16 protein-coding genes are annotated in these 20,213 nt (G+C 74.5%); 4 read left to right on the top strand and 12 right to left on the bottom strand.

Annotated features, from left to right (window positions below; translation table 11 throughout):
- Together ACZ55U_RS36380 and ACZ55U_RS36375 are read right to left on the bottom strand one after the other, a co-directional pair.
- On the bottom strand, positions 1–683 hold a 683-nt coding region (locus ACZ55U_RS36380; RefSeq protein ID WP_465533418.1), incomplete at its 3' end, for a PucR family transcriptional regulator ligand-binding domain-containing protein.
- A 153-nt stretch (positions 684–836) separates the two neighbouring features.
- Positions 837–2,918 (bottom strand): ATP-binding protein, encoded by a 2,082-nt coding sequence (locus tag ACZ55U_RS36375; RefSeq protein WP_465533416.1) that lies wholly within the window; start codon positions 2,916–2,918, stop codon positions 837–839.
- A gap of 241 nt (positions 2,919–3,159) precedes the next feature.
- On the opposite strand from ACZ55U_RS36375, the gene gabT reads away from it, so the two are divergent.
- The gene (gabT, locus tag ACZ55U_RS36370; protein ID WP_465533414.1) at positions 3,160–4,500 is read left to right on the top strand and encodes a 4-aminobutyrate--2-oxoglutarate transaminase; all 1,341 of its coding nucleotides are present in this window, start codon (positions 3,160–3,162) and stop codon (positions 4,498–4,500) included.
- A 505-nt stretch (positions 4,501–5,005) separates the two neighbouring features.
- Entirely contained in the window at positions 5,006–5,668 is a 663-nt protein-coding gene (locus ACZ55U_RS36365) for a phosphatase PAP2 family protein (RefSeq protein WP_465533412.1), read from the top strand.
- On the opposite strand, the gene ACZ55U_RS36360 is transcribed toward ACZ55U_RS36365, so the two are convergent.
- A complete protein-coding gene (locus ACZ55U_RS36360; RefSeq protein WP_465533410.1) occupies positions 5,641–5,973 on the bottom strand; it encodes a DUF2218 domain-containing protein in 333 nt (110 codons plus the stop codon). The genes ACZ55U_RS36365 and ACZ55U_RS36360 overlap by 28 nt on opposite strands.
- Positions 5,974–6,142: 169 nt before the next feature.
- Between ACZ55U_RS36360 and ACZ55U_RS36355 the strand changes: the two genes are divergently transcribed.
- A complete protein-coding gene (locus tag ACZ55U_RS36355; protein ID WP_465533408.1) occupies positions 6,143–6,661 on the top strand; it encodes a MarR family winged helix-turn-helix transcriptional regulator in 519 nt (172 codons plus the stop codon).
- On the opposite strand, the gene ACZ55U_RS36350 is transcribed toward ACZ55U_RS36355, so the two are convergent.
- A complete protein-coding gene (locus ACZ55U_RS36350; protein ID WP_465533424.1) occupies positions 6,576–7,517 on the bottom strand; it encodes an EamA family transporter in 942 nt (313 codons plus the stop codon). The genes ACZ55U_RS36355 and ACZ55U_RS36350 overlap by 86 nt on opposite strands.
- A gap of 145 nt (positions 7,518–7,662) precedes the next feature.
- On the opposite strand from ACZ55U_RS36350, the gene ACZ55U_RS36345 reads away from it, so the two are divergent.
- Entirely contained in the window at positions 7,663–8,568 is a 906-nt protein-coding gene (locus tag ACZ55U_RS36345) for a LysR family transcriptional regulator (RefSeq protein WP_465533406.1), read from the top strand.
- Positions 8,569–8,637: 69 nt separating this feature from the next.
- Here the strand turns inward: ACZ55U_RS36345 and ACZ55U_RS36340 are convergent, their stop codons facing one another.
- The 8 genes from ACZ55U_RS36340 to ACZ55U_RS36305 form a co-directional block, all read right to left on the bottom strand.
- Positions 8,638–9,381, bottom strand: a complete 744-nt coding sequence (locus ACZ55U_RS36340; protein WP_465533422.1) for a ZIP family metal transporter — start codon at positions 9,379–9,381, stop codon at positions 8,638–8,640.
- 388 nt (positions 9,382–9,769) lie between these two features.
- Positions 9,770–11,533, bottom strand: coding sequence for a restriction endonuclease (locus ACZ55U_RS36335; protein ID WP_465533404.1), 1,764 nt, complete (start codon positions 11,531–11,533; stop codon positions 9,770–9,772).
- A 114-nt stretch (positions 11,534–11,647) separates the two neighbouring features.
- Positions 11,648–13,666, bottom strand: a complete 2,019-nt coding sequence (locus tag ACZ55U_RS36330; protein WP_465533402.1) for a hypothetical protein — start codon at positions 13,664–13,666, stop codon at positions 11,648–11,650.
- A 290-nt stretch (positions 13,667–13,956) separates the two neighbouring features.
- Positions 13,957–14,613: a YigZ family protein gene (locus ACZ55U_RS36325; protein WP_465533400.1), complete on the bottom strand. Its 657-nt coding sequence runs from the start codon at positions 14,611–14,613 to the stop codon at positions 13,957–13,959.
- 111 nt (positions 14,614–14,724) lie between these two features.
- Positions 14,725–16,014, bottom strand: coding sequence for a DUF6986 family protein (locus ACZ55U_RS36320; RefSeq protein ID WP_465533398.1), 1,290 nt, complete (start codon positions 16,012–16,014; stop codon positions 14,725–14,727).
- Between the two features lie 111 nt (positions 16,015–16,125).
- Positions 16,126–17,706 (bottom strand): DUF2637 domain-containing protein, encoded by a 1,581-nt coding sequence (locus tag ACZ55U_RS36315; protein ID WP_465533396.1) that lies wholly within the window; start codon positions 17,704–17,706, stop codon positions 16,126–16,128.
- A 233-nt stretch (positions 17,707–17,939) separates the two neighbouring features.
- A complete protein-coding gene (locus ACZ55U_RS36310) occupies positions 17,940–18,605 on the bottom strand; it encodes a response regulator transcription factor (protein ID WP_465533394.1) in 666 nt (221 codons plus the stop codon).
- Positions 18,557–19,867, bottom strand: a complete 1,311-nt coding sequence (locus ACZ55U_RS36305) for a sensor histidine kinase (protein ID WP_465533420.1) — start codon at positions 19,865–19,867, stop codon at positions 18,557–18,559. Before ACZ55U_RS36305 ends, ACZ55U_RS36310 begins: the two co-directional genes overlap by 49 nt.
- Between the last annotated feature and the right edge of the window lie 346 nt (positions 19,868–20,213).

The raw sequence follows: 20,213 nt of genomic DNA, 5'->3' as shown, positions 1-20,213 counted from the left end.
GGACCCACCGTGGGTTTTTTTTCCTTGTTTTTCCTCCTTGTGGTTGGGCCTGGGGGCCCCCCCCTCGACGGCGCCGGCCGCCGACGCAGCCGGTCCACCTCGGCCGCCAGCCGCCCCGCCCGGCGCGCCGCCCAGTCCGGAGCCACCACCGACAGCGCGCCCGACCCGTCGTACAGCGCCGCCCAGCCACCCAGCCGGGCCGCCAGCCGGCGCACGACCGCCGTCGTGCCGTCCTTGCCGAGCGCCGCCCGGGTCAGCTCCTCCTGCGCCTCGAAGCTGGTCGTCACCGCCTCGTACTGCTCGGCGGCCAGCGCCGCCGACACCACCTTGCTGATCGCGATGAACGGGGTCGGCTCCGGCACCCGCAGCAGCGGCAGTCCGCGCTGCGCCGCCGCGTCCACCAGCGGCTGGGGCACCTCGGTGTGCGACAGCCCCACCCCTAGCCCCAGCCCGACCACCCCCGCGTCGGCCAGCCGGTGCACGTACGCCTGCAACTGCGCCGCCGTGCGGCCCAGCTTGATACCGGTGGTGAGCAGCAGTTCGCCGCCCTCCAGGAACGGCGTCGGATCGTCCAGCTCGCTGGTGTGCACCCAGCGGACCGGCCGCTCCAGGTGGTCCGCACCGGCGAGGACCGTCAGGTGGAGCGAGGTGTTGCGGACGACGGAGGCGAGTGTGGGGGGCATGGCACCTTCGGGGGATCGACCTGACCGCGCCGTTGCGGCCGGGCGAGGAGAGGGACGTGGGACTGGTGAGGGTCTCTCCCCTTCATTATGGACGCTCCGGACAAGCCGCACTGCCGAATCCACCTCGAAGGCGACTTCCCCAGCCGTCCCGCCTCACCCTCGGAGGTCCACCAGCAGCGGCGGCACCTGCTCCCCCGACACCGCCGTCAACGACACCACCGCGTGCCCGGCCGGCAGGGCGTGCGCCAGGTCCGACGGTGACCAGCGCAGCCGCTCCACCTCCCGCGTCGTCACCGACTCCGTCTGCGCCGTCGTCCCCGACAGCGCCTTCCGCCCGATCCGCCCGGCCCGCCTGATCACGCCGCCGGAGGTGTCCGGGGTGTGGGTGACCGCCGTCTCCGGCACCAGGTGCGTCCCCCAGGCCTCCGAGAACAGCTTCCCGTCCCACGGCGCGATCCCCGGGAAGGCCATCCGGCAGCCGACCGCGCCGAACAGCGGCGCCCGCAGCGCCTCCGGCAGGTCCACCAGCGTCCGCAGCAGCAGCACCGCGCCCGCGTTCGCCCCGCGCATCCGCTGCAACCCGCGCACCGTGGTGGCGTCCAGCGCCGCCGAGGCGTCGTCCACCACCAGGCCCGCGAACAGCGAGCGGTCCTGGCGGGCCGCGGCGGCCTGCACGAACTGCCCCACCACCAGCCGGGACAGCATCCGCGCCGCCTCCGGGTGGCTCCGTTCGGGCAGCTTCACCCGCACCCGCAGCGGATGGTCCAGCACCCGCATCGCGAACGGGGGGCGACCGGTGCCGTCGGTCGCGAAGGCCCCCTCGAAGGCGGGCCGGTCCAGCAGCGCCAGCCGGTCCGCCAGCAGCGCCCCCGGGTCGTCCGCCCGGTCGCGCTGCCGCTCCCGGTACTCCAGGTCCCGCTCGTGGACGGCCAGCAGCCCGGCCACCCCCAGCGCCTTCACCAGGGCCGCCGAGGCGTCCGGTTCGCCGGCCAGCAGCGCCCTCAGCTCCCGCACCCCCGGATAGCGGGCGTACGCCGCGTGGAAGGGGCCCACCACCTGCTGCACGGCGGTACGGGCGTGCTCCGCGCGGGCGGCCAGCTCGTCCGGCAGCAGTGCCTCGGCCAGCCGGGCCGCCGCCTCGTCGGGGTTCTGCGCGGCACCGTAGAGGTCCAGCCCGTACCGGGAGGACCCGTCCCCGGGTGCGATCACCACGTCGTACCAGGAATCCGGGCCGAGATCGGCGTCCGCCGCCCCGACCACCACGGCGCAGGCGGTGCCGGACAGTGCCTGCAGGCACAGCGCCTCGGCCACCGGCCGGGCCAGCCGCGCCGTCTTCCCCGTCCCGGCCGGGCCCACCGCCAGCAGCGAGGTGCCCAGCACCGCCGGGTCCAGCGCGAAACCGGCGGCCCGGTGGCCCAGCGGGTTCTTCGGGACGTCCTGCGCGGTGCCGAGCCGGACCTGGCCGAGCAGCAGGTCGTGCTGCTCGGCGCGGCCGGGCAGCTCGCGCGCCTCGGAGGGGTGGGCGAAGGCCGCCGCACCGCGGGCGGCGACCTGCTCGGTGAAGGCGGGCACGAACACCGGGTCCGCCTGCGCGGACTCCCAGGCGCGCTGGATCCGCACGTAGTCGACGTCCCCCACGGCTTCGGCGTCCAGCCGGGCGGCGGCCTCCGCGGCACCGCCCCGGCGCAGCCCGTCCCACGGGTCCTGCCCGCGCACGGCCTCGACCGCCGCCGGGGCGTCCTCCTCGACGGGCTGCTCCTGGGTCACCGTCCGCGACAGCAGGGGCGAGACGTAGCGGCGCCACACCTCGGGCCAGCGGCCCATCCGGCCGAACACCTTGATGACGATGCCCATCACCAGGACGTTCAGCGCGAGGACCACCGATGTGGCGACGAAGGCTGACTGCGACGGAAGGATTCCGACCAGGGTCGCCCCTTGGGTGGCGAACTCGACACCGTAGACAAAGGCCAGCCACCCCACCACCGCGTTCAGCCCCGCCCGCAGCAGCAGCGGCCAGGTCGCGACCTTGGCCGCCTCCGCCCGCTCCGGGTCGAGGCGCCGGTAGCCGAGCCGGTAGACGCCGGGCTCGGCGTCCGGGCGCGGGGCGCGGACCCAGGCCGCGAGATCAAAGGAGCCGAACGAGGAGCCGGCCGCGCCGGGCCGCTGGTGGGGCAGGGAGGTCGGGGGCCTGGTGGTGGTGCGCTCGCCGTGGTGGTGTGACCCGTCCTGTGCCATGTACGGCCCCGTTCCCTCGCCCGCCCGCCCCGACCACCGTCGGTGCCGCCATACCCATGCCGCCGTACCGGCGACACGCCCGCGCTCAGGGTAGTGGAGCGCGGCCTGCCGGAACTCGCGCCTCCTGCGCTGGCCGCGCCGGACAAGTCGGACGGCGCACTGCTACCGAGTGGCGCGTGCCCGGGTGGGGAGGGCGGCCGTAGCCTGCGAAGCACCGAGCCGAGAAGTCTGGAGAAACCCCATGAGCGCCGCAACGCCGCTCCCGCAGGAGCGCCGCCTGGTCACCGCGATCCCCGGTCCGAAGTCGCAGGAGCTGCACGCCCGCAAGCTGGGTGCGGTGGCGGCCGGTGTCGGCACCACCCTGCCGGTGTACGTGTCCCGTGCCAACGGCGGCGTGCTGGAGGACGTGGACGGCAACTCGCTGATCGACTTCGGTTCCGGCATCGCCGTGACCAATGTCGGCAACAGCGCCGAGGCCGTCGTGGCCCGGACGACCGAGCAGCTGGGCAACTTCACCCACACCTGCTTCATGGTGACCCCGTACGAGGGTTACGTGGCCGTCGCCGAGCAGCTGAACGAGCTGACCCCGGGTGACCACGAGAAGCGCACCGCGCTGTTCAACTCGGGTTCCGAGGCCGTCGAGAACGCGGTGAAGATCGCCCGCGCCTACACCAAGCGCCAGGCCATCGTGGTCTTCGACCACGGCTACCACGGCCGCACCAACCTCACCCTGGCGCTGACGGCGAAGAACATGCCGTACAAGCAGGGCTTCGGCCCGTTCGCCCCCGAGGTCTACCGGGTGCCGGTCGCCTACCCGTACCGCTGGCTGACGGGTGCGGAGAACGCCGCCACCGAGGCCGCCGCCCAGGCGATCGAGACCATCAACAAGCAGATCGGCGCCGAGAACGTCGCCGCGATCATCATCGAGCCGATCCAGGGTGAGGGCGGCTTCATCGAGCCGGCCAAGGGCTTCCTGCCGGCGATCGTGGAGTTCGCGAAGGCGAACGGCATCGTCTTCGTCGCGGACGAGATCCAGACCGGCTTCTGCCGCACCGGCCAGTGGTTCGCCTGCGAGGACGAGGGCATCGTCCCGGACCTGATCACCACTGCCAAGGGCATCGCCGGCGGTCTGCCGCTGTCCGCGCTGACCGGCCGCGCCGAGATCATGGACGCCGCGCAGACCGGCGGCCTGGGTGGCACCTACGGCGGCAACCCGGTGGCCTGCGCCGCCGCGCTGGGCGCCATCGAGACCATGAAGGAGCAGGACCTCAACGGCAAGGCGCAGCGGATCGGCGAGATCATGCTGGGCCGCCTGCGGGCCATGCAGGAGAAGCACGAGATCATCGGTGACGTCCGCGGCCGCGGCGCGATGATCGCCGTCGAGCTGGTGAAGCCGGGTGGCAAGGAGCCGAACGCGGAGGCCACCGCGGCCATCGCCAAGGCCTGCCACGCCGAGGGCCTGGTCGTGCTGACCGCCGGCACCTACGGCAACGTGCTGCGCTTCCTGCCGCCGCTGGTCATGCCGGAGCACCTGCTCAACGAGGGCCTGGACATCCTGGAGGGCGCGTTCGCCGCCGTCTGAGCGGTGACGCCCGTCCAGGTCGTGAACCCCTGACGTCCGTCAGGTCGTGAACCCCCTTCCGGAGGGTTGTCCGGACAGCGCTGAACGGCCCGTGAGGACCTCTGGTCCGCACGGGCCGTTCGGTGTCCCGGGCCCCGTACGGGTGGTCCGGGATGCTCGACGGGGTGCCCCGGGGGCCGTCCGGCTCGGGGTGAAGATGATGTGCGGAATCGCTGAAGGCACTCGGCGTGGAAGGGCTGTTGACGTAGTGTCATCACAGATGGACAGCGAGCCCCAGCCCTTGGCGGAGCCGTCCGCGGCGGCCCCTGCGGGGCCGGTTCCGCGGGTGCTCCGCGAGGGCTACCAGGCCGCCCCGGGAGGGGCGGCGCACACCGAAGGCCGATCGACCGACCGTCCGACCCACACCCCCCGGGGCGCACGGAACGGCGATCATCAGAGCCGCCCCGGAGCTCTCCCCCCTGCTCCGGGGCGGCTGTCCGCCGTTCCGGGCCGGGCGGCCCGGTCGGTGGCCGTTCCGGTGGTCGCGGCGGTGCTGCTGATGACGGTCTCCTGGCAGGTCTCGGCGGACGGGCCGCTGCTCGGTTTGGACCGCTCGGTCCGCCGGGCGGTCCACACGGCCCGGCGGGACGCCCCGAGCGCGCTGGTCGACCGTCTCGGCCACCTGCTGTCGGACCTGGGCAGCGGCGTTCCGGCGGTCCCGGTGCTGCTGCTGGCCGGCGCGCTGGCCGCCTGGCGGTGGCGCCGGTCCCGGGCCGGGCGCTGGGGGCTGCCGCTGCCGGTGGCGGCGTTGACGGCGGGGCTGATCCCCCTGCTGGTGGTCCCGGCGAAGGCGGCGTTCGCCCGGCCGGGCCCGCTCGGCGAGCCGATGGCGGCGGGCCAGTGGGGCTGGTACCCGTCGGGGCACACCGCGACCGCGGCGATCTCGTACGGGGTGGCGGCGCTGCTGCTGGCCCGGGTGACGGGCCCCCGGGCCGGCCGGGGGCTGGCGGCGGGTGCGGTGCTGCTGTCGCTCGGGGTGGGCGCGGGGCTGGTGTGGAGTGACTTCCACTGGCTGCTGGACGTGGTGGCGAGCTGGTGCCTGGCCGTCCTGACGCTGTGGGCACTGGACCGGTGGCTGCCCCGGCCGGGGACCGGGAGGGATCAGGCCTCGGGGTCCTCGTTGCGGTGAACCAGCCCGGGCTCGCCGTTGTCCCGCTGCCATTCGACGACGAGTTCCTCGCGGGCGCCGAAGCGGACCAGGTGGCGGCCGACGACGTCCTCCAGGCCGGGCAGGTTCTCGCGCTCGCCCTCGACGGCGAGCAGCAGCGCGTCCGGCCGCGCCTCCAGGGTGGCGGTGCCGGCGCCGAAGACCAGCGTGCCGAGGCCGGTCTCCTCGGAGTAGACGGCCTCGATCTTGCGCCCCATGTGGGCGGCGAGCTGCTTGGCGTAACGGCCCGAGCGGTCGGTGGCGACGCGGGCTTCGGAGCGGGGCATGGGCCCTCCAGGGTCGGGGGAGGAGAACTTAGGGTCCCCTCACTTGAGGCCAACGCTAACCCAGATGCTGAGCCAGGCTCAACATATTTCCGTGATCATTCTCCGCTGCCGGCCGCGAGGCCCGGACCGGCCGCTACCCTGGGGCGGACGCCAGCCGAGGAGACCGCCGATGACCACCACGCCGACCGACGAACCGGCGGAACCCTCCCCCGGCCCCGGCGGCACCCCGGGCTCCGCCGCCGAGCTGGCCGACGCGATGACCAGGGCGATCAAGCGCATCCGCCGTCAGACCGGCTGGCGACTGGAGCCGTACGGCATCACCCCCGGCCAGGCCCGGGCGCTGCGCACGCTCGCCCACGTGCCCGGCTGCGAGACCCCGGACCGCGCGATGCGGCTGAGCGACCTCGCCGACAAGCTGCACATCGCCCCGCGCTCGGCGACCACCGTGGTCGACGCGCTGGAGGAGGCCGGCCTGGTCGAGCGCAGCCCCGACCCGGCCGACCGGCGGGCCGTTCGGATCCTGCTGACCGAGGCCGGACGCGCGGCGGTGGAGCGGATCGGGCAGGTCCGGGACGAGGTGGCACAGGACTACTTCGGCGACGTCAGCCCCGCCGACGAGGAGGTGCTGCTGCGGGTGCTGCGCTCCGCCGAGGCCCGGTTCCTCGCAGCCGGGCCGCCGCGGCGCTAGCCGCGCCCGGGCGCAGCGCGGTGGTCCCGATCCCGGCGATCACCAGCAGCGCGGCCGCGGCGGCCGTCGGGCTGATCCGCTCGCCGAGCAGCAGCCAGGCCGAGGACATCCCGAACACCGGCACCAGCAGCGAGTAGGGGGCGACGGCGGTCGCGTCGTAGCTGCGCAGCAGGTAGCTCCAGGCGACGAAGCCGAGCAGGGTAGAGACCAGCCCGACGTAGCCGATCACGCCCAGTCCGGCCGGGGTGATCTCGCGCAGCGCGCGCAGGTCCGCCTGCGGCCCCTCGACCAGCAGGGAGAGGCCCAGCAGCGGCAGCGGCGGGACGGCACTGACCCAGACCATCCAGCGCAGCGCGTCCGGCGGCGCGGCCCGGCGGGTCAGCACATTGGCCAGGCCCCAGGCGACGGCGGCCAGGACCACCAGGGCGAAGGCCCCGAGCGGCCCGCCGGCGCCCTGGTCCCAGGCGCTCAGCGCGATGCCCGCGAAGGCGATCGCCAGGCCCGCCAGCCGCTGCCCGCCGGGGCGTTCGCGCAGCAGCACGGCGGCGAACAGCGCGGTGAAGCCTGCCTGCCCCTGGAGCACCAGGGAGGAGAGCCCGGCCGGCATCCCGGCGTGCATGCCGAGGAAGAGCAGCCCGAACTTGACCACCCCGAGGACCACCCCGACGGCCACCACCCAGCGCCAGGCCACCCGGGGCGGGCCGACGAAGAAGATCGCGGGCACCGCCACGACGGCGAACCGCAGGGCGCAGAAGAGCAGCGGCGGGAAGCTCTCCAGGCCGACGTGGATCAGGACGAAGTTGAGGCCCCAGACGGCGGCCACCAGGACCGCCAGGGCGATGTGGCGCGGACTCATGCCGTGGCCGCCGTCGGTGCTCACGGTGCCCGTGCTGCGCTGGCCGCTCGGGGCGGCGGTTGTCGCGGTCATGGGTCGAGCATGGTGGCGCCGAACCGTGTAGCACCAGCGATGAGTTCTGAAGGAAACACTTTAGGATCGCTGCATGATGGACCTGGGACGCCTGCGGGCGCTGCACGCGGTGGCGGTGCACGGCTCGGTCGGCGGAGCGGCGGCCGCGCTCGGTTTCACCCCCTCGGCGGTCTCGCAGCAGATCGCCAAGCTGGAGCGGGAGACCCGGACGGTGCTGCTGGAGCGCCAGGGCCGGGGGGTGGTGCTGACCGACGCGGCGCGCGAGCTGGCCGCCACCGCGCGGACCGTGCTGGGGCTGGTGGAGCAGGCCGAGGTGCGCCTGGAGGAGCAGCGCGGCCGGGCCGTGGGGCGGCTGCTGGTGGCCGCGTTCCCGTCCGGTGCGCGCGGGTTGATGCCCGGGGCACTGGCCGATCTGCGGCGGCGCTGCCCGGAACTGGACGTCCGGCTGCTGGAGCGCGACCCGTACCCGGCCGCCGAACTGGTGGCCCGGGGCGAGGTGGACCTGGCACTGGTGCAGGACTGGCCGACCGTGCCGCTGCCGGTGCAGGACGGGGTCTCCCGGATGGACCTCGGCACGGACCCGGTGGACCTGCTGCTGCCCGCCGACGACCCGCTGGCCGCGCTCGACCCGGTGCCGGTGGAACGGCTGTGCGGGCAGCGGTGGATCAGCGTGCCGCCGGGCAACATCTGCCACGACTGGCTGGTCCGCACCCTGCGGGAGGCCGGGGAGGAGCCTGACGTGCGCTACCTGGTCGGGGAGTTCGAGACCCAGATCGCGCTGGTCGCGGCCGGTCTGGGGATGGGCCTGGTGCCGAAGCTGGGCCGGGGCCCGCTGCCGCCCGGGGTGACGGCCCGGCGGGTGACGCCGGAGCCGAGCCGCCGGGTCTTCGCGCTCTGGCGCTCCCAGGCCTCCCGGCGGCCGGCCATCACCGAGGCGCTGGCCTCGATGCGGGAGTGCTGGGGGCGGCTGCCGGCCTGACCGGGCGGCCCAGACGGGCGGGGCACCCGAGCGGTCCGAACGGCCTGGCCTGGCCTGGCTGGACGGGCTTCAGCCGGCGAAGCCGATCACCAGCCACATGAAGCCGACCCCGGCGACGGTGCAGAGCAGGGTGCTGCGCGAGGGGTGGGGGCTGTGCGCCTCGGGGAGGATGTCGGAGGTCGCCAGGTAGAGCAGGAAGCCGGAGAAGAACCCCAGGTAGAGGCCGAGCAGGTGCTCCGGGATGGTGAAGGCCAGGGTGATGGCCGCGCCGGACACCGGGGCCAGCGCGTCCGCCGTGAGCAGGGCCAGCGCCCGCCGTTTGTCGTTCCCGTACAGCCGGGTGATCGTGTACGTGTTGAAGCCGTCGGCGAAGTCGTGCGCGACCACCGCGATGGCCACCACCGTGCCCACCGTGGTGCCGGCCTGGAAGGCGGCGCCGATCGCGAAGCCGTCCATCATGCTGTGCCCGACCAGGGCCAGCGCGGCGGTCAGTCCGACGCCCTGGTGCCCGGCGTGTCCGTGGTGGTGGCCCGCATGATGGCCCTGGTGGTGACCGTGGGAGTGCGCCGCGTACTCGCCCTCGTGACCGCGGTGGATGGCGACCGCCCGCTCGACCACGTGCAGGGTGAGGAACCCGCCCGCGAACATCAGCAGCGCCTCCGGCACGCCGTGCACCTCCCCGGGTGCCTCGTGGAGCGCCTCGGGCAGCAGGTCGAAGGCCACCACACCGAGCATCAGTCCGGCGGCGAAGCCGAGCACCAGGTGACGGCGGTCGCCGGTGCGCTGGGCCACGAAGCCACCGATCAGGGTCATCAGGAAGGCCCCGGCGGCGACCAGGACCGCGGTCACCGGTCCGGCTCCGGCGCGGGTCCGGCGTGGTGGTCGGGGCCACCTCCGTGCGGTCTGCCGGGCGCTCTGCCCATTGCTCTCCCCCTGGGATCCGTCCCTGGCCGGGCCGACCGCCGAACCGTGTCGGACGCCCGTTCGGCGGCGATCGCCCGGAGTGCCCGGGCTGGGGTGTGTGCTGCTGCGGAACCGTTCCCCCAGCCTCGGTCCGCAGGTTCCGGGTCGCCCGCCGGATGCGACGTCCGGGTGAGGCTTTCCCGGCGCCCCGGTGGGGCCGCGGTCTGCCGGGGTCGAGTGCGGTCGTGGTCGAGTGGGGGTCGAGTGCGGTCGTGGTGTGAGTGCGGGTCAGGTGGGGTCAGCTGCCGGTGGCGACCGGCAGACCGAGGTGGGTGTGGGCAAGTTCGCGGACTCCGTCGCCGTCGATCAGGTGGATGTGCCGGTGACTCTCCGCCGCCGTGAGGTCCAGCACCTCGTCGGTGAACCGGCCGGTGGTCAGCCGCAGGCCGCGCTCGGCGGACTCCTCGCCCACCGCCTCGGCCAGGGTCTCGATCTGCTCGACGCCGATCGGCGCGGTGTCCCGCGAGGCCCAGACCACCCAGCGGCCGGGCAGCGCGCTGCCGGGTGCCCCCTCGCCGGTGGCGACCAGCCCGGCCGGGCCGCGCAGCCGTACGCTCCACTGCGCGATCCCGCCACGGGTCAGCAGCTCCCGCACCAGTTGGGCGAACTCGTTGGCGGACAGGTCGGCGGCGGCCGGCACCGCGGCCCCGGCCCGGGCGGCCGGCTGGACACCGGCCCGGTCGTACGGGTCGGGGGTGACGGCCGCGCCGAGCTGGCGCAGCCGCACCAGGGCCTCGTCCTGTTCGGCGTCGGCGTAGACGCCCTCGTCGTCGCGCTCCTCGTACGGGGTGCCCGGCGGCAGCAGCCGGGTGCGGGCCAGCGCGTCGCGGTCGGCGTCCACGCTGACCAGGCAGAGCGGCTCGGCCGTGGCGGGATCGCGCAGCCAGCCGTTGAGGACGACCCCGGCGAGTATCTCGTCGGTGTCGACGGCGTCGGCGGCCTGGAGGGCGCGCAGGGCGAGCCGGGCGACCAGCCGCAGGTAGTCGGTGGCCCGGTCCGTCTGCGGGCGCGGCACCGGGACGATGTCGCCACCGGGGGCGAGCCGGTAGCCGGTGAGCGAGGGCACCAGGTCGAGCGGCGGCAGGTCCAGGTCCAGCACGGCGGTGCGGGTGAGCGGTCGGAAGACCGCCCGGCAGGAGGCGGGCAGGTCCTGGGTGGTGGTCTCGGCCGCCGCCAGCGCCCGTTCCAGCAGCGATTCCACGGCGGCCGGCTCGGCCAGCCGGTAGGCCCGGCGGCACTCCTCCAGGCTCTCGTTGTACTCGCGCACGACGCGGGCCCGGGCCTCCTCGGCCGCCTCGTGGGCGCGCCGGGACTCGTCCGCGGCCGGGTCGCCGGCCTCGGCCCGGCGGGTGCGCCACTCGCGCAGGGCGCGTTGGTGGGCGAGCCGGGCCTGCGCCAGCTCCCGCTGGTAGCCGGAGTCGAGCAGCCGGCGGGAGGGGCCGCTCTCCGGGTCGGCCACGGGCGGCTCCGCGGGGGCGAAGTCCTCCCAGCGGGGCTCGGGCTCCTCGTCTGCGGCGGGGCCGTCGGCCGGGTAGGGGCGGGGCTCGTAGTGGCGCAGCTGGCTCTCGAAGTCCATCGCCGAGACGGGCAGCGCGGCCCGCCGCAGCAGGTCGGCCAGCCGGTCGTGCTCGGCCTGGACGGTGAGGGTCCGGTGGTGGGTCAGGGCGGCGGCCCGGGCGTGCGCCGCCACGGCCTCGTCCGGGCCTGCCTCGGCGGAACCGGGACGGCCGGGGCCGTCCGGACCGTCGAGGCCCTGGTCGGACTGCGCGGCACCGGACGGCCCGTCGCCGGACGGGCCGCCATAGGGCCGGCCGTCATAGGGCGGGCCGTCACCGGACTCGCCGTCACCGGCCTTGCCAGCTCCGGGGCGGGCGGTGGCGGCACCGTCCGGCTGCCGGTCCTCCTCGGCTCCGAGGTCACGGAAGACCGAGGCGAGGAAGCCCGGCCGGGGGAACTGGACCGTGGCGGTTCCGTCGGGCTGGCCGTCTGCTGAGTACTGCATCGGTCGTCGTTCCCCCATGCTCGTCCGGCACCTGCCCGGGACGGTCGGCGACCCTGCGGACCCTCCCCTGCCGGACATTGTCCCCCGAACGGGCGCGGCGGTCAGCCAAGCCGCTCAGTTGGTCCGGGTGTTGGTCAGGTGCAGGCCGATGTAGCCGACGTAGATCCGGCCACTGCCGGAACAGTCGTCCAGGTAGTGCAGCCGGGGTGCGGTGCGGCCGCCGCCGATCCGCAGGTGCGCTCCCATGAACGCGCGCCGGGAGGCGTCGACGCACTCCGGCACCGGCAGCATCCGCTCGCGCTTCCACTTGGCGTGGCTGAACACCGTCCGGGACTCCCCGCGCACCGCCTTGCGGGGCGGGAAGCGGCGGCAGCCCTCCGGGGTGCGCTCGCACCACTGCTTGAAGTCCCCGCCGGCCGCGCCGCGCACGGCCGCCTCGGCGTACTCCTGAAGGGCGGTCAGCCCGTCCCAGGCGAGCCGGGCCCACCCGGCACCGGTGCACTGGAGCTCGTCCAGGGCGAGCGCGCTCTTCTGGTCGCCGGTGAAGGTCACCAGTGGGAACTCGCCCAGTCTGGCCATGAGTTCGGTGAAGGTGTCGGGCGTGCCGGGGCGGTCGACGGGCTGGACGGCGGGGCGCGCGCCCGGGGTCGGCCCCGGGCCCGCCGACCCGCTGCCCGCTGATCCACTGCCCGCCGACCCGGCTCCTCCCGGCGCGAGGCAGTGGCGGCCGGTCAGCGCGCGGGCCCCGGTACGGAGACGGCCCTCCCGGACGTCCCGGGCGTCGCGGCCCTGGCCCCGCTCGCGGTGATCGCGCCGCTCCAGGCGCAGGGTGTGCCGGACCCGCTCCAGCTCGTCGGCCCTGGCCTGCTGTTCGGCGCGGTCCTGCTGCTCCTCCCGGGCGAGCGCGGCCAGGTCGGCCCGGGTCGCGGCCTGCTCCGTGCCCCGGTGCCCGGTCGTCCGCCCGGCGGCCGCGTCGGCGGCGTTCTCGGCGGCCTGCCCGGTGGTCCGCTCCGGGGCGTGGCGCAGCTGCGGTGGCGGGACGCGCAGCACCGGCACGGCCGCCAACGGCGCCGGCAGCGGTTGGTCCGCGGCGAGGCGGCGCGGCTCGCGGGCGAGCAGCCCGGCGGCACGGCGCGGGTCCTCTTCTATTCGGCCTCGGGCGAGTACCGGATGTCGGGCGCTGTCCTGCCGGGAGGCCGGGTCGACCTCGGGCAGGTACGTGCGCACCGCTCCCCCGTAGACGGTGTGGTACTCCAGCGCGACGTTGAACACGGTGCGGGCACCGGGGTCGAGCACGTAGGCGGTGGCGAGGCCGGGCAATTGGTGGCAGAGCGGGGCGACCACGTCGCGCACCCAGCCGTCGAGCGGGAGGTTCACCGGGACGCTGGCCACCACGACGGACAGTCTGCGCTCGGGGTCGCACAGCTCGTCGATCAGGGCGTCGACCTCGTCGGCCGTGATCACCCGGGGCCCGGTGTGGACGGCGGCGAGGCCGTCGGTGGCGTCGAGCAGCGGCAGTAGCGAACGGACGAGTTCGGGCACCGGTACCCGGCACGGGGTGCGCACGCCGCTGCCGGTGCTGTGCGTCTCGGCCTCCAAGCGGACCCAGGTGCGCCCGTCCGCTCCGGTGGCCACCGTGAGGGTGAGCTGCTGGGTGCCGTGCGGGGCCGGGGTGCGCAGGCGGCGGCGGTCGTAGCGGCCGGCGCCCGGGCCGTCGCGCAGCGGGCCCTGGTCGCGGTCGAGCAGGACCCGCTCGCCCAGCCGGAGGCGCTCGGTGGCGGGATCCGCCACCGAGCCCGGCCCGAGTGGGGCCGGCCCGGCGGGCGGTGGCTCCTCGAAGCCCTCCTGCTTCAGCCAGGCGGCGAGCTGCTCGTCGGCCAGGGCGACGGCCTCCGGGTGCGGGAGGGCCGTGGTAACCGTCATCCGGTAGGGCGTCGCGGGGCCGCGGGGGCCGGGCACCTCGGCGCCGGTGTGCGAGCGGACGCGGTTCGGGGCGGGACGGCTCGCGATCGGGCGGCTCGGCGCCGGGTGGCCCGGGGCCGGGTGGCTCGGGGTCAGGTGGTCGGCGATCGCGCGGGTCGGGACCGTGTGGGTCGCGGACTGGGGATTCGAGGTCGAACGGTTCGAGGTCATGCACGTACCTCCGTGGTGCGGGGTGGGGTCCTGTGTCCTCCATCGATGGTTTCGTCCGGTTCTGCCGGAACCTTGCCCAGGAAACGCCACCGCCCGGAGCGGAAGTTCCAACTCCGGGCTACGACACTACGTTCGGGTGAATCTGCTCAAGCGGTCTTCCGCGTGGCGTTGGCCCTGGGCTACGGGGACGGCCCGTCAGGGCCCGTCCGGAGCCGCCCGGAGGAGCCCGAAGCCGCCGGTACGGCCCACCGGGGCGGCGCCCGGCCCCGCCGTGCCGCGGGTGTCCGCGGTCAGACCGGCACCTCGACGTAGGTGCGGCCGGCCGGGACCGCCACCGCCGTGCCACCGGTCGCCTCGGCCAGCCAGGTGTGGAAGTCCGCCACGTCCGGCTCCGGTACGCCCACCTCGATCCGGACCCCGGCGGCCTCGTAGGCGAGGTCGCTCACCGTGTACCCGGCCGCCCGCAGGTCGTTCTCCACCCGCCCGGCCCGGACGTGGTCCACCGCCACCGCGAGCAGCGCGACCGGCCGGCGCTCCAGCAGGCCGATCTCGTCGACCGCCTCCGACACCGCGTTCCCGTACGCCCGCACCAACCCGCCCGCGCCGAGCTTGATCCCGCCGAAGTACCGGGTGACCACGGCGACGGTGTCGGTCAGACCGCGCCGGCGCAGCACCTCCAGCATCGGCACCCCGGCCGTGCCGCCCGGTTCGCCGTCGTCGCTGGAGCGCTCGCGGCGCTGCTCGTCGCCGACCACGAAGGCGGTGCAGTTGTGCCGGGCGTCCCAGTACTGCTTGCGGATGCCGGCGATGAAGGACTGCGCCTCCTCCTCGTCCGCGACCCGGGCGAGGTGGCAGATGAACCGGGACTTCTTGATCTCGATCTCGTGGCTGCCGGCCCGCCGGATGGTGAGGTACGGCCTGGCGGTGGGCTCCGGCGTGGCGGACATGGTGCGGTGGTCCTCCCGAGGACGGTGACGGCTGACGGCGCGCTCCCGGAACCGGGGAGCGGTACCGCCAGCCTAGTTGGCGCCCGGCGGGAGGGACCGGCCGCCGGTGGCTCAGCGGCCGGCCAGGGCGTTCAGCCGCTCGCGGTCCAGGCCGGTCAGCGCGGTGACCTCGGTGAGGTCGACGGCGCCGCAGTCCAGGCCGCGCAGCAGGTAGCCGCTCAGCGCCCGGGCGGTGGCCGGCTCGTCCATCACGTCGCCCCCCGTCTTGGCGACGTACCCGGCGAGCCGGGCGGCGGAGGCCGACAGGCCCTCGCGGTAGAAGGAGTAGACCGCCGCGTAACGGGTCGGCAGGTGCGCCGGGTGCATGTCCCAGCCCTGGTAGTAGGCGCGGGCCAGCGAGCGGCGGACCAGGCCGTGGTGGAGCTTCCAGGCCGCGTGCACCTGTTCGGTGGAGCCGGTCGGGATGACGTTGGTCGAGCCGTCGGAGAGCCGGACCCCGGTGCCCGCGGCCGCCACCTGCATCACCGCCTTGGCGTGGTCCGCGACCGGGTGGTCCATGCTCTGGTGGGCCGCGCTGACGCCGCAGGCGGCGCTGTAGTCGAAGGTGCCGTAGTGCAGGCCGGTGGCGCGGCCCTCGGCGGCCTCGATCATCCGGGCGACGGTGGCCCGGCCGTCGGGGCCGAGGATCGCCTGGGTGGTCTCGATCTGGATCTCGAAGCCGATCCGGCCGGCGGGCAGCCCGGCCCGGCCCTCGAAGTCCTCCAGCAGCCGGACCAGCGCGGTGACCTGCTCGGCGTAGGTCACCTTGGGGAGGGTCAGGACCAGGCCCTCGGGCAGCCCGCCGCCCTCCAGCAGGGTGGCCAGGAACAGCTCCAGGGTGCGGATGCCGCGGGCCCGCACGGGGGCCTCCATGCACTTGACCCGGATGCCGATGTACGGCGGGGCACTGCCCTCGGCCACGGCTGCGGCCACCAGCTCGGCGGCGCGGACGGCGGCGGCGTCCTCCTCCGCGTCGGAGCGGGGGCCGTAGCCGTCCTCGAAGTCGATCCGCAGGTCCTCGATCGGCTCGCGCTCCAGCTTGGCGCGGACCCGGGCGTGCACATCGGCGAGCAGCCCGTCGTCCGCGACACCGAGGGCTCGGGCCAGCTCGGCCGGGGTGGCGGCGTGGCGGTCGAAGGCCTCCAGCGCCCGGCGGCCCCACTCGCGCACGGTGCCGGCGTCGAAGGCGTCGGCCGGGACGTAGACGGTGTGCACCGGCTGCCTGGTCGCGGGCTCGCCCGGGTAGCGGCGCGCCAGGTCGGCGTCGACCGGGGCGAGCAGCGCCTCCACGGCGGCGCGGGCCGCGGAGGAGAAGGAGGCCCCGTCCGTCGGCCCGTTTCCGTCGACCTCGACCCGTGTCATCCGCACTCCTCCGTGCCGAACCAGCGCTTCAACAATTTGTTGAGGCGAAGGTAGCTCCGGCGGGACCGGGCGTCAATGGCCGCCCGGGGCCCGGGAGGTGGCGGTCCGCCGTCACTCCCTCCCGGCGGCGACGTAGCGGTCGTGCAGCTCGGGGAAGAGCTCGGCGACCTCCTTGGGGTGGACCGAACCGTCCGGGCCCTTGCCGGTGACGCCGAAGTGCTTGGTCAGCCAGCCGGCGAGGCGCTGGGGGTCGGGCTGGTGGCCGTGGCTGTCCATGTAGGAGACGAGCGCCTCGTAGGCGAGGTCCGGGTCGAGGCGCGCGGGCGCCTGGAGCATCGCGGGCTGCTCGGCGGGGGCGAAGTCCTCGGCCGGAACCGGCTGCTCGGCCTCGGCCTGCTGGACGGGCTGCTCCGACGGGCGCTCCTGCTCCGACGGGTGGGGCTGCTGGGACTGCTCGGGCTGCTGCGCCTGCTGGCTGTGCGGGGCCTGCGGGGCCTGCTGCTGACGGTGCACCGGCTCGGCGGGCTGTCCGGCCTGGCGCGGGTCACGCGCGGGGGCCGGGGCGGGGGTGGGCTCCCCGACGACCGGACGCGGGGGCTTGAACCAGGGCGAGGCCTGGCCGGGCACCCGTCCGCCCGGGGCGGCATCGGCCGGGTGGCCGGTGGTGCGGACCGGGCGCTCGGTCCAGACGTTCAGCTCCTCGCGGGGCGGCTGCGGGGCTGCGTCGGCTGCCTCGTCCGGCTCCTGGGCGACACGCAGCCGGACGGCGGCCAGCTTCGCGAGCATCGGGGCGGCCACCTCGGCGGACATCGGCGCGACGGCCGCGGGCGCCTGGGCCGGAGCCTGTTGGGGCTGAGGCTGCTGAGTGGTCTGGCCCGCCTCCTGGGGGTGCTGGGGCTGCTGCGGGTGTCCGTTCGCAGCTGGAGCGATGGCCGTGGTGGCACGGTTCTCCTGGGGGCCGATCGCCTGCGCCTGCTGCTCGGCCGGGATCTCCTCGGCCTTGCGCTCACGGCCCACGTCATCGAGCCGGTCGAGCAGCGAGGGGTCCAGCGGGACCCCGAACTTGGCGAGCTTCAGCGGCAGCAGCGCCTGGATCGGCGCCGAGCGCCGCCAGCCGCGCCCGTATCGGAAACGCAGCTGCGCCCGGTAGACCAGGCGGTTCTGTTCGAGCCGGATCACCTCGTCGTAGGAGCGGAGCTCCCAGAGCTTCATCCGCCGCCAGAGCCGGAACGTGGGCACCGGGGAGAGGATCCAGCGCATCACCCGGACCGACTCCATGTGACGGTCCGCGGTGATCGCCGCGATCCGGCCGACCGCGTGCCGCGAGGCCTCGACCACCACGACGAAGAGCACCGGGATGACAGCGTGCATCCCCATGCCCAGCGGGTCGCCCCAGGAGGCGGCCGCGTTGAACGCGATGGTGGCGACGGTCAGCAGCCATGCGGTCTGCCGCAGCATGGGGAAGGGGATCCGCAGCCAGGTCAGCACCAGGTCGAGCGCCAGGAGCACCACGATGCCCGCGTCCACACCGATGGGGAAGGCATAGGAGAAGGCGCCGAAACCTTTCTCCACTGCCAGCTCGCGCACCGCGTTGTACGAGCCCGCGAAGCCGATGCCCGAGATGATGCAGGCACCGGCCGCGACCAGGCCGAGCAGGCCCCGATGGGCCTTGGTGAGCGTTGGGCGTGCCATTACGTCTATCAACCCCTGGATGTCGGCTGCGGCCGTACGCGCCTCGACTGCCGGGTCCCGCTGGTCGGGCCGCCGGACGTCTGAGCGACCTCCGGGCTCGGCCCACCGGAGTTTACTCGTACAAGTGTTTAAGCGTTCCCACAGCCTGGGGTGTCACAGGACGACGGCCATCGGCGAGCCCCGGCACCGCGCCGACCTGCACCGGAGCCCGGCCGGCCCGTCAGCCCAGTCCGTCAGCCGATCCGCCCCGCAGTGCCGTTGAGGTAGGCCAGCACGGCGAGCACCCGGCGGTTGGCGTCCTCGTCGGGGACGATTTCGAGCTTGGTGAAGATGTTGGCGATGTGTTTGGCGACGGCGCCGTCGCTCACCGAGAGACGGGCTGCGATCGCCGAGTTGGAACAGCCCTCGGCCATCAGCTCCAGCACCTCGCGCTCACGCGGGGACAGCCGCAACAACGGGCCGGGCCGGCGCGAGGTGGTCTGCATCAGCTTGGCGATCACGTCCGGATCCATCGCCGTCCCGCCCGCGGCCACCCGACGGACCGCGTCGATGAACTGCCCCGCATTGAACACCCGGTCCTTCAGCAGGTAGCCGATCCCCCCGGTGCCATCGGCCAACAGCTCCCGTGCGTAGAGCTGTTGGACGTGCTGCGACAGCACCAGTACCGGAAGGCCCTGGATCTCCCGTCGTGCCTTGAGCGCCGCCTGCAAGCCCTCGTCGGTCAGCGTCGGGGGCAGCCGGACGTCGACCACGGCCACGTCCGGGCGGTGGGTCAGCAGCGCCTCCAGCAGCTCGGGACCGGTCTCCACCGCTGCGGCGATGGTGAAACCGTGCGCTTCCAGCAGCCGGATCAGGCCTTCGCGAAGGAGGTAGAGGTCCTCGGCGAGGACAACTCGCACGGCAACTCCAAGGTGATGGTGGTGGGTCCGCCCGACGTGCTGTCGATGGAGAGGACACCGTCGAAGGTACCCAATCGCTTCTCGATCCCGCGCAGTCCCGTCCCCCGCGAAGGATCCGCCACACCGACTCCATCGTCCGTCACCGCGACCCGCAGGAAGCCGGCCCGGTAGAGGATGTCCACCCACACCTGCTCCGCGCCCGAGTGCTTGGCCGCGTTGGCCAGCAGCTCGCAGATGCTGAAGTACACCGCGGCCTCGACCGGGGCCGGAGGCCGGTCCGGCAGGCTCACGCACACCTCCGTCGGCAGCGCGCTGTCCAGCGCCAGCGCCCGGACGGCGTCGCCCAGTCCGCGCTCGGCGAGCACCGGCGGATGGATGCCGCGCACCAGGTCCCGCAGCTCCTGAAGGGCCCGGGCCGAGGACTGGCGCGCCTCAGCGAGGAGCTCCCGGGCGGCCGCCTGGTCGGTGTCCATCAGGTGCTCGATGGTGCCCAGCGTCATGCCTATCGCGACCAGCCGCGCCTGGGCGCCGTCGTGCAGGTCCCGCTCGATCCGCCGGAGTTCGGCCGCCTGGTTGCCCACCGCGTCCGCCCGCGTCTCGGTCAGCTCGGCCACCCGCCTGGTCAGCTGGGCGTGGGTGGCCCGGCCGTCCTGGTCCAGGACCCGGTGGGCCGCCTCCGCGTACCAGCGCACCGCGAACGGTGCCGCGAGTATCCCGACCGCGATCATGACGGCCCCGAGCAGGGCGCTCAGCAGGACGGACGTCATCCGGCTGCTCAGCGGGCCGAACCCGCTCGTCGGCACCGGCCCCGCCAGGATGTTGGCGACACCGAACCCCAGCAGGACGGCGACCGGGCCGGCCAAGGCGATCGCGAGGAACGGGTTCACCAGAAGCCAGAGCAGCTCGGCGCGGGTCATCCGGTCCCGCAGGCCCCAGTGCACCAACTGCGCGTACTTCGCCACCGTCCGCGAACGGTGGTAGGTGTAGCCCGTCCACCAATGCCCCCGGCCGTCCAACTCCAGCTCCGGGCGAGGCTCGTACACGGCCGGCAGCCGGATGCCGAACCAGCGCTCCAGCTGGCCGCGCGTGCGGTTCGCGGTACGGCGGACGTTGGCGGCGGCCACCACGCCGCCGGCAGTCGCCGCCACCAGAACGGCGAGCAACAGCCCCACGTCGTACGACTCCAGGAGCCGGGCCGACACAGCCCCCGAGAAGATCGCCGCACCCACCGGCAGCACCGCCCCCGGCACCGCTGCCAACACCACAACCGCAAGCCGCGCCAGCCCCTTACCGCCGGCCGCGAAGGTGGACCGGGCCTGCGCACGTACGGACGTGCCGCTCGTACGACTCACTGTTGTCACGGAAGCTCCTGGTGCCGGTGCCGATCGTCCTCCATCAGTGTTCACGAACCACCCGCCACGCACACTGGCCGTGGCACCCCAATTCCGGGGTAGACCTAGGACCACCTGCTGGTGGACAGAGGGACACCTGCGATTGAGATGGTCCGGAAATACGAAGAACCCCCATCCGGAAACCGGATGGGGGTTCTTTCTCAAGAATTGTTCGGCGGCGTCCTACTCTCCCACAGGGTCCCCCCTGCAGTACCAT

Source organism: Kitasatospora sp. NPDC034533, from assembly GCF_055575155.1.
This window is presented reverse-complemented; position numbering and strand designations above follow the sequence as displayed.

Excerpts from the sequence above, each read along its gene's own strand:
- gabT (WP_465533414.1), top strand. The coding sequence starts at position 3,160 with ATGAGCGCCGCAACGCCGCTCCCGCAGGAGCGCCGCCTGGTCACCGCG.
- ACZ55U_RS36355 (WP_465533408.1), top strand. The coding sequence starts at position 6,143 with ATGACCACCACGCCGACCGACGAACCGGCGGAACCCTCCCCCGGCCCC.
- ACZ55U_RS36340 (WP_465533422.1), bottom strand. The coding sequence starts at position 9,381 with ATGACCCTGATCGGTGGCTTCGTGGCCCAGCGCACCGGCGACCGCCGT.
- ACZ55U_RS36375 (WP_465533416.1), bottom strand. The coding sequence starts at position 2,918 with ATGGCACAGGACGGGTCACACCACCACGGCGAGCGCACCACCACCAGG.
- ACZ55U_RS36345 (WP_465533406.1), top strand. The coding sequence starts at position 7,663 with ATGATGGACCTGGGACGCCTGCGGGCGCTGCACGCGGTGGCGGTGCAC.
- ACZ55U_RS36325 (WP_465533400.1), bottom strand. The coding sequence starts at position 14,613 with ATGTCCGCCACGCCGGAGCCCACCGCCAGGCCGTACCTCACCATCCGG.
- ACZ55U_RS36350 (WP_465533424.1), bottom strand. The coding sequence starts at position 7,517 with ATGAGTCCGCGCCACATCGCCCTGGCGGTCCTGGTGGCCGCCGTCTGG.
- ACZ55U_RS36330 (WP_465533402.1), bottom strand. The coding sequence starts at position 13,666 with ATGACCTCGAACCGTTCGACCTCGAATCCCCAGTCCGCGACCCACACG.
- ACZ55U_RS36360 (WP_465533410.1), bottom strand. The coding sequence starts at position 5,973 with ATGCCCCGCTCCGAAGCCCGCGTCGCCACCGACCGCTCGGGCCGTTAC.
- ACZ55U_RS36335 (WP_465533404.1), bottom strand. The coding sequence starts at position 11,533 with ATGCAGTACTCAGCAGACGGCCAGCCCGACGGAACCGCCACGGTCCAG.
- ACZ55U_RS36320 (WP_465533398.1), bottom strand. The coding sequence starts at position 16,014 with ATGACACGGGTCGAGGTCGACGGAAACGGGCCGACGGACGGGGCCTCC.
- ACZ55U_RS36315 (WP_465533396.1), bottom strand. The coding sequence starts at position 17,706 with ATGGCACGCCCAACGCTCACCAAGGCCCATCGGGGCCTGCTCGGCCTG.